Source organism: Tsukamurella ocularis (assembly GCF_024807615.1).
GTDB lineage: Bacteria > Actinomycetota > Actinomycetes > Mycobacteriales > Mycobacteriaceae > Tsukamurella > Tsukamurella ocularis.
On the sequence record NZ_JANUCJ010000003.1, the window covers coordinates 466,598 to 482,850 of the forward strand.

Below are 16,253 nucleotides of genomic sequence, written 5' to 3' on the forward strand. Positions count from 1 at the left end.
AGAGCACGCACCATGACCATCCACGACGTCCCCGCGCCGCTTCCCGGAACCTTCTACCCGCGGGAATCCCCCAGCAGCCCGCCCTTCGTCTCGATCGGCGAAGTGGTGGCCGTCGGTGACCAGATCGGGCTCATCGAAGTGATGAAGATGTTCAATCCGATCACCGCCGAGGTGGCCGGGACCGTGGTCGAGATCCTGGTCGGCGCTGAGGATCCCGTCGACGTGGGCGACGTGCTACTCCGGATCGAGGTGGCCGACTGATGCCGGAGATCAAGCGACTCCTCGTCGCCAACCGCGGCGAGATCGCCGTCCGCGTGATCCGCGCGGCGCAGGAGATGGGCATCGTCGCCATCGCCGCGTACAGCGACGCCGACGAGGCCTCGCTCGCGGTCCGCATCGCCGACGAGGCCGTCAACATCGGTGGCGCGCATGCGAAGAAGAGCTACCTGAACGCCGCCGCCCTGCTCGAGGCCGCGACGAGCACCGGCGCCGATGCAGTGCACCCCGGCTACGGCTTCCTCTCTGAGAACGCCGAGTTCGCGCGGGCCGTCACCGATGCAGGACTGGTGTGGATCGGGCCCGACGCCGGGACGATCGAGCGGATGGGCCACAAGGCTCAGGCCATCGCCACCGCCCGCGCCGCGGGAGTACCCGTGGTGCCGGGCAGCGACGGGCTGCTGACCAGCGCCGACGAAGCCGTGGCGGTCGCCGGAGAGATCGGCTACCCGGTACTGCTCAAGGCCGCGGCCGGCGGCGGGGGCCGCGGCATCCGCATCGCCAGCACGGACGAGGAAGTGGCGCAGGCCTTCACCGACGCCCGGCAGGAGGCCGAGGCCGCATTCGGCGACGGCTGGATCTACCTGGAGAAGTTCATCACCCGCGCGCGCCACATCGAAGTCCAGGTCCTCGGGGACGGCACCGACGCCGTCCACTTCTTCGAGCGCGACTGCTCACTGCAGCGCCGCCGCCAGAAGGTGTGGGAAGAGGCGCCGGCCGCCATCCTCGACGGGGTCACCCGGGGCGCCCTGTGCGAGTCCGCCGTCGCCCTGACCAGGTCGGTGGGCTACGTCGGGGCCGGAACCATCGAGTATCTCTACGATCCCGATACCCGCGCGTTCTACTTCATCGAGATGAACACGCGGATCCAGGTCGAGCACCCGATCACCGAGGAGATCTGCAGCGTCGACCTGATCCGCGCCATGATCGAGGTGTGCCAGGGCGATCCGCTGCCCTACCGCCAGGACGACATCGTCCGACGGGGCCACGCCATCGAGGTGCGGATCAACGCAGAGGACCCCGCCCAGGGATTCCGGCCGGCCCCGGGCACCGTCGAGACCGTCTCCTGGGCGCAGGGTCCGGGCGTCCGCGTCGACTCGATGGCCTACTCCGGCTATCGGATCCCGCCGTTCTACGACTCGCTGATCGGGAAGCTGATCGTCTGGGCGGAGACACGGGAACAGGCGCTGGCCAGGCTGGGGCGCGCGCTACGCGAGACCGAGATCGCCGCACCAGCCACCACGCTGCCCTTCTTCGAGGAGCTCCTCGCGGAGGACGACGTACGGCGCAACGCGCTGCACACCACCTGGATCGAACAGCGGACGGAGAAACAGTGAGCACCCGGTACACCCTGGGCGGCGACGAGCACCTGTTCGTCGAACTGTCCGAGTCGATGTCCCTGGAAGTCTTCTTCCAGGGCATCCTCATCACGCAGGAGCTCGCCGACCGCGACCTCTCCGGCGTCACCGAGATCTGCCCGGCCAACGCGTCCTTCCAGGTGCGCTTCGACCCCGACGTGCTCCCGGTCGCCGATCTGCACGCGGAGCTGGAGTCGATCGAGGCCGGTCTCGGCACCCGGGATGCGGTGTTGGACACCCGCATCGTCGAGATCCCCGTGCTGTACAACGATCCGTGGACGCACGAGACCCTGATGCGCTTCCGCGACCGACACCAGGATCCGGACTCGACCGATATCGAGTACGCGGCACGGATCAACGGCTACGCCGACGTCGATCGGTTCATCGAGGCCCACTCCGGCACACCGTGGTTCGTGTCCATGGTGGGCTTCGTGGCGGGCCTGCCCTTCACGTATCAGATGGTGGAGCGGGAACGGCAGATCCAGGTGCCCAAGTACCTCCGGCCCCGCACCGACACGCCGAAGGGCACGCTCGGCTACGGTGGGGCGTTCTCCTGCGTCTACTCGGTCCGTGGCGCAGGCGGCTACCAGATGTTCGGTGTCACACCCGTTCCCATCTACGATCCGGATCAGCGCGCTCCGCACCTGCGCGACTTCATGATCTTCTTCAAACCCGGCGACGTCGTGAAGTTCCGGCCCGTCGATCGCGCCGAGTACGACGCGATCCTCGCCGAGGTCGACGCGGGGCGGTACGCGCCGCCCACCGCGCCGATCCGGTTCTCCCTCGCCGAGTTCACCGCCGACCCCACCGGCTACCCCGCAACGCTCCTGGAGGCCCTCCCGTGACGATCGAGGTCATCAAGCCCGGCCTGCTCAGCTCGGTCCAGGACCAGGGCCGCAGCGGCTATTACCACCTGGGCATCCCGCCGTCGGGCGCGATGGACCAGCAGTCCTTCCGCGCCGCCAACCTCCTGCTCGGCAACGAGGAGACGGCCGCAGTCCTCGAATGCGCCCTGATGGGGCCCGAACTCCGGTTCGGCGCGGACACCCACATCGCGGTGACGGGCGCGGCCATGACACCCAAGCTCGACGGTGTCGACCAGCCGCTCAACACCGTGCTGGCGGTACGGGCCGGGCAGACCCTGTCCTTCGGGTTCGCGACCGCGGGCGCCCGCGCCTACCTGGCGATCGCGGGCGGGATCGACGTCCCCGAGCGCCTCGGCAGCCGCTCCACCTACGCACTCGGCGCACTCGGCGGCCTCTCCGGGCGCAAGCTCGAACCGGGCGATGAACTGCCGATCGGCTCGGCCCGCCCGGCCGCGCGAGCGGGCCGAGAGCTGCCCGCCGATCTGCGGGTGCCGCTCGCGAAGGAACACGTCCTCCGCATGGTTCCAGGGCTGTACGACTACCGCGTCACCCCGGACTCCATGGCGACCTTCCTCACCGAAACCTGGACCGTGGGTTCGGAAGCCGATCGCATCGGCTATCGCCTCAAGGGCGGCACGCCGCTGGCGTTCGTCGACCGCGAGCCGCCCTTCGGCGCAGGCGACGACCCGTCCAACATCGTCGACGCCTGCTATCCGATCGGCTCGATCCAGGTGCCCTCGGGCCAGGAGCCCATCGTCCTGCACCGGGATGCGGTCTCCGGCGGCGGCTACATGATGATCGGCACGGTGATCAGCGCGGACATGGATCTGATCGGGCAGATGCCGCCGAATACCAAGGTGCGCTTCGACGCCGTCACCCTCGACGACGCGCTCGCCGCCCGGGCCGACCGGGCACGGCGCCTCGACGCGATCCGCGCGCTGTAGCCGCCTTAGGCGACCGCGGCCTCCGCGATCGCGGCATCCTGCTCCGGGGCACCGCCGGAGACGCCCAACCCGCCGATCAGACGGCCGTCGGCGTCGACGATCGGCACGCCACCGCCCACGAGGAGCAGGCCTCCGGCGTGGATGTGGTCGAAGTGCAGCGCCGGTTGCCCGATCTGGATCGGCGCGGCGAGCCCGGCCGTCGGGGCCTCGAACATCACCGAGGTCCTGGCCTTGGCGACGGCGAGCTCGTTGGACGCGAGCCACGCCCCGTCGGTGCGGGCGAAGGCGACCAGGTTCGCGCCCTTGTCGAGCACCGCGAAGACGGCCTTGACGCCCGCCTCCCGGGCGGCGCGATCGGCGCCCGCGATGAGTTCCTGTGCGTGTGCGAGGGTGATGTCAGGCATTCTGCGTCCACTCCGTGTCCTGCCACTGCTTCGCGGCGTCGATGGTCGCGAGCGGCCGCATGGTGCGGTACAGGTGCTCGTCGGCGGGAATGATCTCGACCATGGCGTCGATCATCTCCTGCGGATCGGCCTGGTCGGCGAGGCTGTCGCCGAAATCGGGCATCGGCACGACCGCGCTCTCGGCGTCGTACCACTGCACGTAGCTCTCGGCGCCGGTGTCGTTGAAGCCGGTGCCGAAGACGCCGGGGTTGACGGTTGCCACCTGGACGCCGTGCGGCGCGAGCTCGGCCTTCATCGAGCCGGCGATCGCCTCGATGGCGTGCTTCGTCGCGCAGTAGGCACCGAGGAACGGAACCACGAGGATCCCGCCCATCGAGGAGGTCCACACGACCTTGCCCGACTTCCGCGCGACCATCTTCGGCACGATCGCCTGCACCAGCGCGAGGTGGCCGAAAACGTTGATCTCGAACGACTCCCGCACTCGGGCCAGGGGAACATCGACCATCGATCCGCCCTCCATCACGCCGGCGTTGAGTACCAGCACGTCGGGGTCGAACGACGAGGCGTGCTTGATATCGATCTCGTCGGTCAGGTTCAGCTTGACCACCTCCAGCCGCACGCCCGCCTCGGTCGCGGCGGCGCGCAGGCTCCGCACCTGCTGCCAGGTCTCCGCAGCAGCGACCACCTCGTGCCCCTGCCGCGCCAGCTCGAGGGCTGCGCCGGCACCGAAACCCGAACTGGCCCCGGTGATCAGAATCTTCTTCGGCATCGTCTCTCCTTCGTTCCACCCACACGCCGCGGGCGTCGTCTCCGAGAGTGCAGCACCGCCCATCGTTTGTCAATAACCAGTTAGTTACATACGTACCGAGAGGGCGGTACTCTCCTCCTGTGCCACCCGACGCGACGGAGACGAAGCGGCGGATCCTCGACGCAGCGCGCCGGGAGTTCGCCGAGTTCGGGCTGGCCGGGGCACGTATCGACCGCATCGCCGAGCAGGCGTCCGCGAACAAGCGCTCGATCTACGTGCACTTCGGCCCCAAGGAGGACCTGTTCGACCTGATCGTCGTGGACGCCCTCCGCACCATGGCCGACGCGGTCCGGTTCGACGCCGACGACCTGCCCGGCTACGCGGGCCGACTGTACGACTACCTGCTCGCCGAGCCTTCCACGCTCCGGCTCTCGACGTGGGCGAACCTGGAACGACCGTCGACCACGGACGACGAGGGCACCACCTACCGGGAGAAGGTCGACGCGTTGCGGCCGCGCTACGGCGACGGCGCCGTCGACGCGCTCGTGCTCACGCTGGGCTTGGTCACGGCGTGGCTCGCCGCCTCCCCCGCACTGACCTCCCTCGCCTCGACCGGCGATGCCGAGGCGCGCCGGGCGATCGTCGTCGCGGGGGCCGCCGCCGTCGCCGGAGCGCTACCTCCCGGCGGCACAGCGACCTAGCCGCGGGCTACAGCGAGCGGAGCGCCGACGTCGCGGCGTGCCACCCGACCATGCCGTGCACGCCGGGCGCGCCGGCGGCGGAGGAGCACAGGAAGACGCGGTCGGTGAGGCGGTAGGGGTCCACCAGCTTCGGCCGACGCACCAGCTGTGCCGGGACGGCGGCGCCGGCTGCGATGTCGCCGCCGACCAGGTTGGCGTTCACCGACTGCAGGCCCGCGGGCCCGACCGATCGCTTCTCGACGATCCGCTCCCGTACACCGGGAGCGTGCCTCTCCACCTCGGCCACGATCGACTCGGTGAGATCACCGGGGAAGCCGTTGGGGCAGTGGGCGCACATGGATACCGGCGCGAGCGACCCGGCGCAACGCGACGGGTCGGCCACGTACTGCTGCGACAGGATGATCACGGGTCGCTCGGGCATCCGGCCGCGGTTCACCATGAGCTCCTTGCGCGCGATCTCCCGCGCCGTGCCGCCCAGGTGGACGAACGCGGACCGTCGGAGTTCCTCATGCGCCCAGGGGATCCCGCCGTCGACCACGAGGTCCACCTTGAAGGCCGCGGGCCCGAACCGCCACTGTCTGGCGCGGCGACGCAGCCACCCGGGCGCGCGGTCTCCGAGCAGGTCCCGGGCCGCGGGCAGGCCCGTGTCGAGGACGACGAGGTCGGCGTCGGGCAGGGCGGTCACCCGCTCCCCCGTGCGGATGCTCCCGCCGTGCGCCTCGACGATCGCGGCGAGCGCGTCCGAGATCCGCTGGGAGCCCCCGATCGGCACCGGCCAGGGCCGCACGCCGGAGAGCAGGTAGCCGATCGACGACGTCATCGGTAGGTGCTGAGGGGAGATGGAATGCGCGGCGACCCCTGCGAAGACGGCGCCGCCGGTCCGCCCGAGCGCCGCGGCGGTGACCGCCGCGGGGAGCAGGAACCGCGGGCCCCAGCGGGTCGCGACCACGGGATGCCGAGGCACGTCCGTCACGGGGCCGAAGAACGCTGGCATTACCTCGGGCCCGCAGTCCGGCACGTCCGCCAGGGTCCCGACCGCGTCGGCCGGGTCCGGCGCGAGGGGGTGCGCCACGTCGATCTCCGCAGTGCCCCAGGCGATGTCGACGCCCACGTCCCGCAGCGCGGGCGAGGCGTATGCGAGGGGATGCCCCGTCGAGAACCGGTCCACGACGGTGCCGCACAGCGTGTCGGAACGGCACGCGCCGCCGAGGGTGGTCTCGGCCTCCAGCACCGTCACGTCGAGGCCCGCGCGAGCCAGGACAGCGGCGGCGGTGAGCCCGTTGGGGCCGGAACCGACGACGACGGCGGAGGTCATACCCACACGGTAGCCGCGCGGGCCACTAGGCTGCGGGGATGCGCACCGTCCGACGCCTTCAGCCCTTCACGTCGACGATCTTCGCGGAGATCTCGGCACTCGCCACGGCGACCGGTGCCGTCAACCTGGGGCAGGGCTTCCCGGACACCGACGGGCCCGCAGGCATGCTGCTGGCGGCGAAGGCGGCCATCGACGGGGGCCTCAATCAGTACCCGCCCGGCGACGGCCTGCCCGAGCTTCGGCGCGCCGTGTCCGCGCAGGTGGACCGCGACTACGGGCTGCAGTACGACCCCGACGGCGAGGTGCTCGTCACCGTCGGCGCCTCCGAGGGGATCGCGGCCGCGGTGCTGGGCCTGATCGAGCCCGGCCGGGAAGTGATCCTCATCGAGCCCTTCTACGACTCGTACGCCGCGACCGTCGCGATGGCGGGGGCGCAGCGCGTCGTCGTGCCGCTCCTCGAAGACGGCGGGCGGTACGCCCTCGACCCCGACCTGCTGCGCGCCGCGATCACCGACCGGACCGCCGCGATCATCGTGAACTCGCCCCACAATCCCACCGGCACGGTGCTCTCCGACGCCGACCTACAGCTGATCGCGGACCTGTGCGTGGAGCGAGACCTGCTCTGCTTCACCGACGAGGTGTACGAGTACCTGCTCTTCGACGGCCGCGCGCACCGCCCGCTCGCCGCCTTCGACGGGATGCGCGAGCGAACGGTCCGGATCTCCGGCGCCGCCAAGGCTTTCAACGTCACCGGGTGGAAGGTCGGCTGGATCACCGCGCCGCGCGAGCTGGCCGACGCCTGCCGCGCCGCGAAGCAGTGGCTCACCTTCACGGGCGCCGCGCCGCTGCAGCGCGCGGTGGCCCACGCGCTGGAGAACGAATCGTCGTGGCTCGAGAAGCTCGCGCCGGACCTGCAGGCCAAGCGAGACCTGCTCACCGGCGCCCTCATCGAGACGGGGTTCACCGTGCACCCATCAGAGGGCACCTATTTCGTCGTCGCCGACGCCCGGGGCCTGGGCTTCGACGACGCCGACGCCCTCTGCCGGGAGATGCCCGCGCGCATCGGCGTGGCCGCGGTGCCCGTCAGCGCCCTCGCCGACGATCATGCGCGGTGGGGGCACCTGCTGCGCTTCGCCTTCAGCAAGGAGGAGTCCGTGCTGGTCGAGGGCGCGCGGAGGCTCGCCGGATTGCGATGACAACTCCTGTTGTCGATTGCGCCGCGGCGAGCCTCGCGCGGCGCTAACCTGGTGCCATGGACGACCCCGTTCCACTCGGCCCTGGGAGCACCACCTGGCGCTTCTTCGGGGACTGGCGCGGCATGCTCACGGGTCCGTGGTCCGGATCGATGCAGAACATGCACCCCAAGCTCGGCGCCGCCGTCTGGGAGCACTCGGACTTCTTCGGCGAGCGCTGGCAGCGCGTCTACCGTTCCCTGTATCCGATCATCGGCACCGTCGCAGACCCGGACGGCGCGGCGACCGGGCAGGAGGTGCGGGACTACCACCGGGACATCAAGGGCGCGCTGCCCGACGGTAGCCGCTACCACGCGCTGGACCCCGACGTCTTCTACTGGGCGCATTGCACCTTCTGGTACGGGAACATCCGCTGCGCGGAGGCCTTCGGGCCGCGGATCACCGAGGCCGACAAGCGCGCCCTGTTCGCGGAGTCGCGGCAGTGGTACGCGCGGTACGGCGTCTCGATGCGGCCGGTCCCGGAGACCTACGAGGACTTCCTCGCCTATTGGGACCGGACCTGCCGCGAGGTGCTGATCGACCACCCGGCCGCCCGCCGCGTCCTCGACCTGTCCTCCCTGCCGCCGCTCCCGGCGCTGTCCTGGGTTCCCGCGCGGCTATGGCGCCTGGCCATGATCCCCACGCAAGCACTGGCGATGTGGATCACCGTCGGCTTGTACGACGAGCCGGTCCGCGAGACCCTCGGCTTCCGTTGGAACAGGTTCGACGAAGCAGGTTTCCGCCTGTTCGGCCTCCTCGTGCGCGGCACGATGGGCGCGGTGCCGCGCCGCTACCGAATGCACCCGCGAATGCGCGACGGCTGGGACCGGGCGCGCGGGCGGGTCGCCGCGGAAGCACCCGTTCTGCACTCGCCGGTCCGGAACCTGCCGCCGGTGCTCGAACGCGACAATCCCATGCACTACTGCCCCGTGCACGCCGAGCGCCGCGCCGAGCTCCCATGGAAGCCGAACGCGCCGCGGCGCGCTCAGGAGAAGGCGGGGATCACCTCGCGCTCGAAGAGCTCGAGTCCCGAGGTGTCGTAGGCGATCTCGGGGAAGTAGCACACGGCGTAGGTCATCCCCTCGGCCTCGAGGCGCTTGAGGTTGGCGACGATGTCGCCGGGTGTGCCCACGCCCGGCATGCCGAGGTAGGCGCCCATCTCGGCGTCGACGCCCGCCTCCGGAACATGCCCGAGCAGCCGGTTGCGGGTCTCGTCGAGGCGGGTCTGCACGTCGCGGGCGGCCTCGCCGATCGTGATGTTGTAGTTGGCCGACCGGGTGATGGCGTCGAAGTCTGTGCCCACGTCAGCGCAGTGCTTCCGGAGCACCTCCGACTTGTGGGCGAAGCCCTCGAAGGTGCCGTCGAAGTTGGTGTACTGCGCGTACTTCGCCGCGATCCGCAGCGTCTTCTTCTCGCCGCCGCCCGCGACCCACAGCGGAATGCCGCCGTCCTGCACCGGCCGCGGCTCGCAGATGGCCCCGTCGACCTGGTAGTACTTCCCGTCGAGCGTGGCCGAGCCCTCGGTCCAGGCCTGCTTGAGGATCTGCACGCCCTCCTCGAGGCGGCCCAGCCGCTCCCCGGCCGAAGGGAAGCCGTAGCCGTAGGCCCGCCACTCGTGCTCGTACCAGCCGCCGCCGATGCCCACCTGCGTGCGGCCGCCGGAGATCAGGTCGACGGTGGCCGCGACCTTGGCCAGGTACGCGGGGTTGCGGTAGCCCATGGCGGTGCACATCTGGCCCAGCTTCACCCGGCTCGTGGTCGCGGCGAGGGCGGACATGAGCGTCCACGCCTCGTGGGTGGCCTCGCGGCTCGGGACCGGGGTGGTGTGGAAATGGTCGTAGACCCACACCGAGTCCCAGGGGCCGGCGTCGGCCCGCTGGGCGAGGCCGTTCATGACGGACCAGTGGTCCGCCGGATCGATGCCGACGAGGTCGAAGCGCCAGCCTTGCGGGAGGAAGAGTCCGAATCGCACCCCTCAACCCTACGGAGGTCGCGCGGAACGTGTCAGTCGGTCGTCGTATCGTCGCGAGCGATGCAGGATTCGCTGTTCGACGATGCCGCACCGCTGGCCCCGCACCGCCGGGAGCTGTCCGCCGGTGCGTGGCTCGACGTGCGCGCGGGATGGCAGGCGGGAGCCGACGACCTGTTCCTCGCGCTGCAGCGCGACGTGCCGTGGGTCGAGGAGAGCCGCCGCATGTACGAGCGCACGCTTCCCGTGCCCCGACTGCTGCGCTACTACGGCGACGGTGCCGCCCTCCCCCACCCGGCGCTGAGCGCGGCGATGGCCGAGCTCACGGAGCTGTACTGGCCGGACCTGCGCGAGCCGTTCACCTCCGTGGGCCTGTGCCTCTACCGGGACGGCGCGGACTCGGTGGCCTGGCACGGCGACACCATCGGCCGTGGCGGCACCCACGACACGATCGTCGCCATCGTCTCCCTCGGCGCCGCCCGCCCGTTCCTCATGCGCCCGCGCGGCGGCGGCGCATCCACGAGGCTGACGGTGGGCCATGGCGATCTGCTCGCGATGGGCGGGTCCGCCCAGCGCACCTGGGAGCATGCGGTACCGAAGGTGCCGCACGCCGGCCCGCGGATCAGCGTGCAGTTCCGCGCCTCCGGAGTTCGTTAGCCCACTGGTCATTACCTGGTGTGACAAGATGGGTCGATGATCTCGGACGGCCCGATTCCGAAGCACGAGCAGCTGCGGGCGCTCCTCGAGCAGCGCTGCACGGACGGGCTCGAGCCCGGGGCGGCGCTCCCCAGCGAGCGGCAGCTCTGCGAGGAGTACGGCGTCTCCCGCATCACGGTGCGCGAAGCGCTGCGGCAGCTCGTCGCCGAGGGCACGCTCGTACGGATCCGTGGCAAGGGCACCTTCGTCGCCGACCGCCCCGCCCGGTCGCGGCTGCACCTGGCCTCCTTCCACGAGGACATGCGGCGCCTGGGCCGCAGCCCCTCGACCGTGGTCCTGCAAACGGAGCTGCGAGTGCCGCCACCGTCGACCACCTCGGCCCTGCAGATCCGCGCTGCGGACAAGGCCTATCACGTCAAGCGGCTTCGGCTCGCCGACGGCGTGCCGATCTCCGTCGACGACGCCTGGTACCCGCAGGCGATCGCGCCCGGCCTCGACGCGCACGACCTGACGCAATCCATCTACACCCTCCTACGCACCGAGTACGGCCAGGCCATCGACCGGGCCGAGCAGTCCATCGGCGCGATCTCCTCCGACGGGGAACTGGCCCGGGTGCTCGGCGTCCCGTCGGGCACGCCGCTGCTGGCCTTCGACCGCGTCTCCTTCGCCGGCGCGACCCGCGTCGAGCACAGCTACTCCTGGTACCGCTCCGATCGCTACCAGGTGCAGATGACGGTCACGGAGACAGCCGACGCGCCGTAGCCGCCCGGCTCACTCGTCGATCATGGCCGCGGCTCGGGCCAGGGCGCGCATCTGCGCCGGGTTGTACAGCTCGAGGAACACGGCGCCCAGAGTCTGCTCCGCCGCGTTGCGCCCGCGGGCAGACGCTGCAGTCGGGTCGGCCATCCACGGGAACCGCTCGTGTTGCTCGCGGATCGACGCCGCGAGTCGCTGCGCCAGGTCCTCGATCGTCGCGTCGTCGGCGTCGGGCGGCAGCGCGTCGAAGATTTCGTCGGCGTCGGTGGACTCCGCCATGAGCGCGCTGAGGTCGCCGAGGGCGGCGCCGTCGAAGACGCCGCCGAGCACCGTCGCGAGCGCCCGGTCGCGGTCGGAGAGCGACTCTGCCACGGCGTGGAAAGCGGCCGGGGTATCGAGCGGGGCATTGTGTTCCAGGGCCGCCGCGAGCTCCGCGCGGATGTGCTGCAGCCGGGCGATCCGCTCCGCGAGTTCGCCGTCCAGCGCGCGGATCGCAGTCGGCAGGTCCGCTGCGGCGTCGGAGCGCATCGCTGCGAGCGGGACGCCGAGCTCCTTGAGTCGCGTGATCCGCAGCAGCCGAACAAGGTGCGCGACGCCGTACTGTTTGTACCCATTGGACGCGCGTGCGGGCTCGTCGAGCAGGCCGATCGAGTGGTAGTGCCGCACGGCCTTGACCGTGGTCCCTGCCAGTTCGGCAAGCTCCCGTGTGCTCCAGGCCATGCACCGAGCCTACGGCTTGACCCTGCCCTTGGGGCAACGTTTACGGTCGCATCATGACCTCGACCCCGGGCACCGACTCCCCCTCGCCCGCCGCCGCTCCCACGTCCGTCACCGGACGCCGGAGCATCGCGCCCGACCTCGCGCGGGGCTTCATGCTGGTCCTGATCGCCGTCGCAAACGTGCCGTACTTCGTGTGGGGCCGGCCGACGGGCACCGGCGCGCACAGTGCTGACGGTTCCATCGCCGATCGCGTCGTGCAGACCGTAGCGATCACCGGCATCGACAGCCGCGTCTATCCGATGTTCGCCTTCCTCTTCGGCTACGGCATCGTCCAGCTGTACACCCGCCAGCTCGCAGCGGGCACCGAGCCCGGCGACGCCCGCCGTATCCTGCGCCGCCGCCATTGGTGGATGCTGGCGTTCGGCTTCGTCCATGCCGCACTCCTCTGGTACGGCGACATTCTCGGCGCCTACGCGATCACCGGCCTCGCGCTGGTGTGGTTGTTCCTCCGGCGGTCGGACCGGGCGCTCGCGATCTGGGCCGGGATCCTGGTCCTCGTGTCCGCCGCGTTCTCGACGCTCACCCTCGTGGGCGCACGCTCGATCGGCGGCGACGGCTCCCCGACCCCGCACCTCACAGACGCGAACGCGGTCGCCGGATACTGGGATGCGATGTCCGAGCGCGTCACGACGTGGGCTGGGACCATGCTGCCGACAGTGGTGCTCGGGCTTATCGTCCCCGTCGCCGTCCTGCTCGGCATGCTCGCGGCCCGGCACCGCGTCCTGGACGCGCCGTCGGCGCACGTCGCCCTGCTCCGACGGTGCGCGGTCGTCGGGATCACGATCGGCTGGGGCACGGGGCTCTTGCTCGCGCTCCAGAACCTGGACATCCTCGCGATCGGGCACGGCGCGAACTGGGGGCTGCTGCCGCTGCACACGCTGGGCGGGCTGTTCGGCGGGCTCGGGTACGTGGCGGTGTTCGGGCTGCTCGCCGTGCGGCTGGAACGCGACGGCGCCGGGACGTTCGCGACCGCAGTGCAGGCCCTGGGCAAGCGATCGATGAGCGGCTACCTCGCGCAGTCGGTCGTCTTCTCACCGCTGCTCGCGGCCTGGGGACTAGGCCTCGGCCAGTACCTGTCGAGCTGGTCGGCGGCGCTGCTGGCGGCCGCGACGTGGGCGGTGACCGTGGCGATCGCCGTGCGACTGGAGGCGGCAGGACGCCGCGGGCCGGCGGAAACCCTGCTGCGTCGGCTCGCCTACCCGCGATAGGGGTGCGACCTAGTCCGCGAAGCCGGACGACGGGGAGAAGCAGGTGCTGTAGAAGGCGCGGCCGAAGGGCGTGATCTCGATCCGGCGGCGAACGGTCTTCGCGTACCGGCCCGCGCTGCTCATCGCGTCGAGCAGTTGGGGCTGCACCTGCAGCAGCTCGTAACGACGCACGTCGACCTGCTCCTTGGAGAACCAAATCAGGCCCAAACGGTGCAGGTTGCCGAGGTACTCGGCGATCCGGTCGGGGTTCCGACAGCCCGCGACCTCAGGAATCATCGACACACCGGCGGCCACGGTCTCGGCGCCCACGCCGAACGGGCGGTTCGTGCGTACGTCGATTGCGGGCTGGGCACCGTCGTTGAACAACAGCCGCAGGATGCGCGCCTCGTCCGGGCACAGCTCCTGCAGGAGGTGCTCGTACGCGGGGTGGGGCGTCTGCGCGCCCGCGGGCTCGGCGGACTGCGCGAGGAGTCGATCGCCCGAGCGACGGAGCTCGTCGGGAGTGGCGACGGGCTCGGGGGCCTGTTCGAGCAGTTCATCCACCACCTCGCCGTGCACGACGATCCGCGGCGCGACCTCCGTGGTCAGCGCGACGTCCACGAGGTGGCCGGCCTCGCTCACGAACTGCTGTGTGAGGCGCTGCGCCGAGCCACCGAGTTCGCGGGTCACACTGAACGCCGAATTCGAGACACGCCCCAGGCGGCCGAGGAGTCCGCCTGACTCCTGCTTCTCCGCCGCGGCGGCCTCTCGGCCACCGTCGCGGAGCGCGAGGTCACGGTTCTCGTCGGCGGCCTCGTCGCCGGAGGCCGCGGAGGAACGGGACTTCTCATTCACGTCTGTCACACCCCGAATATCGCTAAATGGAGGAACCCGGCGAACGAGCCGAGCACCGCGCCGTGCAGGAACAACAGCCACTCATCCTGCTTGATCGCCGATCGGAGCAGCTCGCTGAGGTCCTCGGGGCTGAGCTTGCTCATTCGCTCGATCACGAACTCGCGCACCTTCGACTGCTGCTCAGCAACGAACTTCGGCTCGCTGACCGTGGCCTGTGCGACCTTGAGCGCCTCGGCGCCGACCAACTGCGGCACGCGATCGTAGGCCGCGGACCCCACGGACAGCTTGACGAAGCCGCGGGCCCAGCCTGCGGCATTGTCGATCGAGTCCCGCAGCACCGACTCGACGGTGGCGCGCGTGCGGTCGGACCGCGGACCGTGCAGCAACTCGTCGCAGATGTTCTCGATGGTGATGACCTTGTCGGCCATCACGATGGCGTACTGCTCCCCGATCTCCTTCTTCCGCTTGAGGAACAGGCCCTGCTTCCACGGCACCCACCAGGTGGGGTGGATCGGCTCGAAGATCATCAGAATGCCGATGTAGTTCACCACGTAGCCGATCACGATCCCGCCCAGCGGCAGCAGCCACCAGTAAGGGAAGAAGTGCAGCAACGCCACGAGCAAGAAGCCCATAGGGAAGCCGAAGTAGAAACCGAAGTTCTGCATGAACTTCAGCTCCTTGCGACCCATGTTGTAGAAGATGTCCTTCAGAACCGCGGGATTGTTCGTGAGATACCGGATCACCAGCAGCTTGGCATCGATGTAGTCGTCGATGTTCTCGCCGATGGTCGACGTGATCTTCCGGACGTCCTTGGGCAGCGACGCCGAGACGCGGCGGTACACCAGCAGCTTGACGTCCTCGGGGAGCGAGTACCACAGGCGCGGATTCTCCCGCTGCATCACGGATTCCACGATCGACGGGATCGTCGGCAGCGACGCCCGGGTGAGCACCTCGGAGACGTGTTCCGGGTCCATCACCTCGTAGAACTCGGCGATGCTGCCCACCTTGTTCAGCGACTTGTCGACAGCGATGCTCGCCATCTTCTCCGCACGCGAGGGCACGATCCCCTGCCAGCCGACGCGGCCGTCGGGCAGGATCGCGGGGATCACCTGGACACGGTGCGGAAGCAACGGATACAGGGTGGCCATCCCCGGCACCTTGACGCCGTAGAACTTCTTCGGCTCGAACAGCATCAGAATGCCGGTCCAGTTGGTGATGTAGCCGATGATGCCGGTGAACAGCGGAACGGTGATGAGGTGCTGGATCAGGTTCGCATCCATCGCACGCCTCCCTCAGCGAGGCGTCCCGTCGAGCTCACCACAGGCCATCCACCCTTTCCCCAACCGACAACATTCGCGCTCACGGTACTCAAGATAGTGAGAGGATTACGCCTCCATTCGATCATTGTGACCAGTTGAACACGCCGGGGCGACGCATCATTCACACAGTAAAGATCCAATCGCCCGCGGCCACATCACGTTCTTCAATATTCCCAATGGACCCGGGTTGAGAATCCATCACCACGACGGGGCAGATCGCACTCAACCCTCGATCACGAATACCCGACGGGGAGAATGAGATCAGCGGATCCCCAGCAGCCACCTCAGCCTTCTCCACGGCCAGCAACGTGAAGCCCTCACCGTTCAAATTCACAGTGTCGATTCCAACATGCACCAAAACACCGATACCGCCGTCCGCGAGCACGATCGCTGCATGCGGATGCAACTTCAGCACAGTCCCCGCCACCGGCGAGACGACGACGGCCTCGGCACCGTCGGCGGGGGTGGCCGGTTCGATGGCGACCCCCGAGCCCACCATCTCGCCAGCGAAGACCTGATCCGGCACTGCCGAGAGCGCCACGAGCCGCCCGGCGACCGGTGCCAGCACGTCGGTCACAGGAGGTCCTGCACTTCCTCGGCGAGTGCATCCGCGGTCGGGCCGACCACGACCTGCACGGCCGAGCCGGCGATCATCACGCCGTGCGAGAGCTTCTTCAGCGCGGCCTGGTCGACGAGGCCGGTGTCCTTGACCTCGCAGCGGAGGCGGGTGATGCAGCCCTCCACCTCCTCGATGTTGTCGGCCCCACCGAGACCGTTCACGATGTCCTGCGCCTTCGACATGCCTGCCGCCTTCCGGAGAGGTTCGGGGAAACCGGCGCGCGCCGACCGAACTGGTTATAACCTGTCGTCACCCTAGTGGACTCGT

At 69.8% G+C, this 16,253-nt stretch carries 19 protein-coding genes; 10 read left to right on the forward strand and 9 right to left on the reverse strand.

Annotated elements, in window-relative coordinates:
• The first annotated feature begins 12 nt into the window (after positions 1-12).
• The 4 genes from HNP44_RS13675 to HNP44_RS13690 are packed head-to-tail and all read left to right on the forward strand — an operon-like array spanning position 13 to position 3,444.
• Complete coding sequence (locus HNP44_RS13675) at positions 13-261, forward strand: acetyl-CoA carboxylase (protein WP_259140998.1); 249 nt, start codon at positions 13-15, stop codon at positions 259-261.
• Positions 261-1,613 carry an acetyl-CoA carboxylase biotin carboxylase subunit gene (locus tag HNP44_RS13680; protein WP_259141000.1) on the forward strand — a complete coding sequence of 451 codons (1,353 nt, stop codon included), beginning with the start codon at positions 261-263 and terminating at the stop codon, positions 1,611-1,613. The genes HNP44_RS13675 and HNP44_RS13680 overlap by 1 nt, the downstream gene beginning before the upstream one ends.
• Positions 1,610-2,479 carry a 5-oxoprolinase subunit B family protein gene (locus tag HNP44_RS13685; protein ID WP_259256890.1) on the forward strand — a complete coding sequence of 290 codons (870 nt, stop codon included), beginning with the start codon at positions 1,610-1,612 and terminating at the stop codon, positions 2,477-2,479. Before HNP44_RS13680 ends, HNP44_RS13685 begins: the two co-directional genes overlap by 4 nt.
• Entirely contained in the window at positions 2,476-3,444 is a 969-nt protein-coding gene (locus HNP44_RS13690; RefSeq protein ID WP_259141004.1) for a 5-oxoprolinase subunit C family protein, read from the forward strand. Before HNP44_RS13685 ends, HNP44_RS13690 begins: the two co-directional genes overlap by 4 nt.
• A gap of 5 nt (positions 3,445-3,449) precedes the next feature.
• Here HNP44_RS13690 and HNP44_RS13695 read toward each other — a convergent pair whose 3' ends face one another.
• Both HNP44_RS13695 and HNP44_RS13700 read right to left on the reverse strand, forming a co-directional pair.
• Positions 3,450-3,848 carry a GlcG/HbpS family heme-binding protein gene (locus HNP44_RS13695; RefSeq protein ID WP_224646896.1) on the reverse strand — a complete coding sequence of 133 codons (399 nt, stop codon included), beginning with the start codon at positions 3,846-3,848 and terminating at the stop codon, positions 3,450-3,452.
• Positions 3,841-4,617 carry an SDR family oxidoreductase gene (locus HNP44_RS13700; RefSeq protein WP_259141007.1) on the reverse strand — a complete coding sequence of 259 codons (777 nt, stop codon included), beginning with the start codon at positions 4,615-4,617 and terminating at the stop codon, positions 3,841-3,843. Before HNP44_RS13700 ends, HNP44_RS13695 begins: the two co-directional genes overlap by 8 nt.
• 119 nt (positions 4,618-4,736) lie before the next feature.
• Between HNP44_RS13700 and HNP44_RS13705 the strand changes: the two genes are divergently transcribed.
• Entirely contained in the window at positions 4,737-5,297 is a 561-nt protein-coding gene (locus HNP44_RS13705) for a TetR family transcriptional regulator (protein ID WP_259141008.1), read from the forward strand.
• A gap of 7 nt (positions 5,298-5,304) precedes the next feature.
• On the opposite strand, the gene HNP44_RS13710 is transcribed toward HNP44_RS13705, so the two are convergent.
• The gene (locus HNP44_RS13710; protein WP_259256891.1) at positions 5,305-6,612 is read right to left on the reverse strand and encodes a phytoene desaturase family protein; all 1,308 of its coding nucleotides are present in this window, start codon (positions 6,610-6,612) and stop codon (positions 5,305-5,307) included.
• 38 nt (positions 6,613-6,650) lie between these two features.
• Between HNP44_RS13710 and HNP44_RS13715 the strand changes: the two genes are divergently transcribed.
• Both HNP44_RS13715 and HNP44_RS13720 read left to right on the forward strand, forming a co-directional pair.
• Positions 6,651-7,808: a pyridoxal phosphate-dependent aminotransferase gene (locus HNP44_RS13715; protein WP_259141011.1), complete on the forward strand. Its 1,158-nt coding sequence runs from the start codon at positions 6,651-6,653 to the stop codon at positions 7,806-7,808.
• Between the two features lie 56 nt (positions 7,809-7,864).
• Positions 7,865-8,887, forward strand: a complete 1,023-nt coding sequence (locus tag HNP44_RS13720; RefSeq protein ID WP_259141012.1) for an oxygenase MpaB family protein — start codon at positions 7,865-7,867, stop codon at positions 8,885-8,887.
• Here HNP44_RS13720 and HNP44_RS13725 read toward each other — a convergent pair.
• Positions 8,830-9,816, reverse strand: a complete 987-nt coding sequence (locus HNP44_RS13725; protein WP_259141013.1) for an LLM class F420-dependent oxidoreductase — start codon at positions 9,814-9,816, stop codon at positions 8,830-8,832. The genes HNP44_RS13720 and HNP44_RS13725 overlap by 58 nt on opposite strands.
• A gap of 60 nt (positions 9,817-9,876) precedes the next feature.
• Between HNP44_RS13725 and HNP44_RS13730 the strand changes: the two genes are divergently transcribed.
• Complete coding sequence (locus HNP44_RS13730) at positions 9,877-10,470, forward strand: alpha-ketoglutarate-dependent dioxygenase AlkB (RefSeq protein ID WP_259141015.1); 594 nt, start codon at positions 9,877-9,879, stop codon at positions 10,468-10,470.
• Positions 10,471-10,506: 36 nt separating this feature from the next.
• Positions 10,507-11,232 carry a GntR family transcriptional regulator gene (locus HNP44_RS13735; RefSeq protein WP_259141016.1) on the forward strand — a complete coding sequence of 242 codons (726 nt, stop codon included), beginning with the start codon at positions 10,507-10,509 and terminating at the stop codon, positions 11,230-11,232.
• 9 nt (positions 11,233-11,241) lie between these two features.
• Here HNP44_RS13735 and HNP44_RS13740 read toward each other — a convergent pair whose 3' ends face one another.
• On the reverse strand, positions 11,242-11,946 hold the full coding sequence (locus tag HNP44_RS13740) for a MerR family transcriptional regulator (RefSeq protein ID WP_259141017.1): 705 nt from the start codon (positions 11,944-11,946) through the stop codon (positions 11,242-11,244).
• A 53-nt stretch (positions 11,947-11,999) separates the two neighbouring features.
• On the opposite strand from HNP44_RS13740, the gene HNP44_RS13745 reads away from it, so the two are divergent.
• Positions 12,000-13,214, forward strand: coding sequence for a DUF418 domain-containing protein (locus tag HNP44_RS13745; RefSeq protein WP_259141018.1), 1,215 nt, complete (start codon positions 12,000-12,002; stop codon positions 13,212-13,214).
• 9 nt (positions 13,215-13,223) lie between these two features.
• Here HNP44_RS13745 and HNP44_RS13750 read toward each other — a convergent pair whose 3' ends face one another.
• The 4 genes from HNP44_RS13750 to HNP44_RS13765 all read right to left on the reverse strand — a co-directional run bounded on the left by HNP44_RS13750 (position 13,224) and on the right by HNP44_RS13765 (position 16,168).
• A complete protein-coding gene (locus HNP44_RS13750) occupies positions 13,224-14,057 on the reverse strand; it encodes a DUF4393 domain-containing protein (RefSeq protein ID WP_259141019.1) in 834 nt (277 codons plus the stop codon).
• Positions 14,054-15,328, reverse strand: coding sequence for a hypothetical protein (locus tag HNP44_RS13755; RefSeq protein WP_259172135.1), 1,275 nt, complete (start codon positions 15,326-15,328; stop codon positions 14,054-14,056). The genes HNP44_RS13750 and HNP44_RS13755 overlap by 4 nt, the downstream gene beginning before the upstream one ends.
• A gap of 160 nt (positions 15,329-15,488) precedes the next feature.
• On the reverse strand, positions 15,489-15,944 hold the full coding sequence (locus HNP44_RS13760) for a PTS sugar transporter subunit IIA (protein ID WP_259141022.1): 456 nt from the start codon (positions 15,942-15,944) through the stop codon (positions 15,489-15,491).
• Entirely contained in the window at positions 15,941-16,168 is a 228-nt protein-coding gene (locus tag HNP44_RS13765; RefSeq protein ID WP_146436041.1) for a PTS transporter subunit EIIB, read from the reverse strand. Before HNP44_RS13765 ends, HNP44_RS13760 begins: the two co-directional genes overlap by 4 nt.
• Positions 16,169-16,253 lie beyond the last annotated feature (85 nt).

Excerpts from the sequence above, each read along its gene's own strand:
- HNP44_RS13745 (WP_259141018.1), top strand. The coding sequence starts at position 12,000 with ATGACCTCGACCCCGGGCACCGACTCCCCCTCGCCCGCCGCCGCTCCC.
- HNP44_RS13740 (WP_259141017.1), bottom strand. The coding sequence starts at position 11,946 with ATGGCCTGGAGCACACGGGAGCTTGCCGAACTGGCAGGGACCACGGTC.
- HNP44_RS13710 (WP_259256891.1), bottom strand. The coding sequence starts at position 6,612 with ATGACCTCCGCCGTCGTCGTCGGTTCCGGCCCCAACGGGCTCACCGCC.
- HNP44_RS13700 (WP_259141007.1), bottom strand. The coding sequence starts at position 4,617 with ATGCCGAAGAAGATTCTGATCACCGGGGCCAGTTCGGGTTTCGGTGCC.
- HNP44_RS13680 (WP_259141000.1), top strand. The coding sequence starts at position 261 with ATGCCGGAGATCAAGCGACTCCTCGTCGCCAACCGCGGCGAGATCGCC.
- HNP44_RS13695 (WP_224646896.1), bottom strand. The coding sequence starts at position 3,848 with ATGCCTGACATCACCCTCGCACACGCACAGGAACTCATCGCGGGCGCC.
- HNP44_RS13755 (WP_259172135.1), bottom strand. The coding sequence starts at position 15,328 with ATGGATGCGAACCTGATCCAGCACCTCATCACCGTTCCGCTGTTCACC.
- HNP44_RS13735 (WP_259141016.1), top strand. The coding sequence starts at position 10,507 with ATGATCTCGGACGGCCCGATTCCGAAGCACGAGCAGCTGCGGGCGCTC.
- HNP44_RS13715 (WP_259141011.1), top strand. The coding sequence starts at position 6,651 with ATGCGCACCGTCCGACGCCTTCAGCCCTTCACGTCGACGATCTTCGCG.
- HNP44_RS13765 (WP_146436041.1), bottom strand. The coding sequence starts at position 16,168 with ATGTCGAAGGCGCAGGACATCGTGAACGGTCTCGGTGGGGCCGACAAC.
- HNP44_RS13720 (WP_259141012.1), top strand. The coding sequence starts at position 7,865 with ATGGACGACCCCGTTCCACTCGGCCCTGGGAGCACCACCTGGCGCTTC.
- HNP44_RS13675 (WP_259140998.1), top strand. The coding sequence starts at position 13 with ATGACCATCCACGACGTCCCCGCGCCGCTTCCCGGAACCTTCTACCCG.
- HNP44_RS13730 (WP_259141015.1), top strand. The coding sequence starts at position 9,877 with ATGCAGGATTCGCTGTTCGACGATGCCGCACCGCTGGCCCCGCACCGC.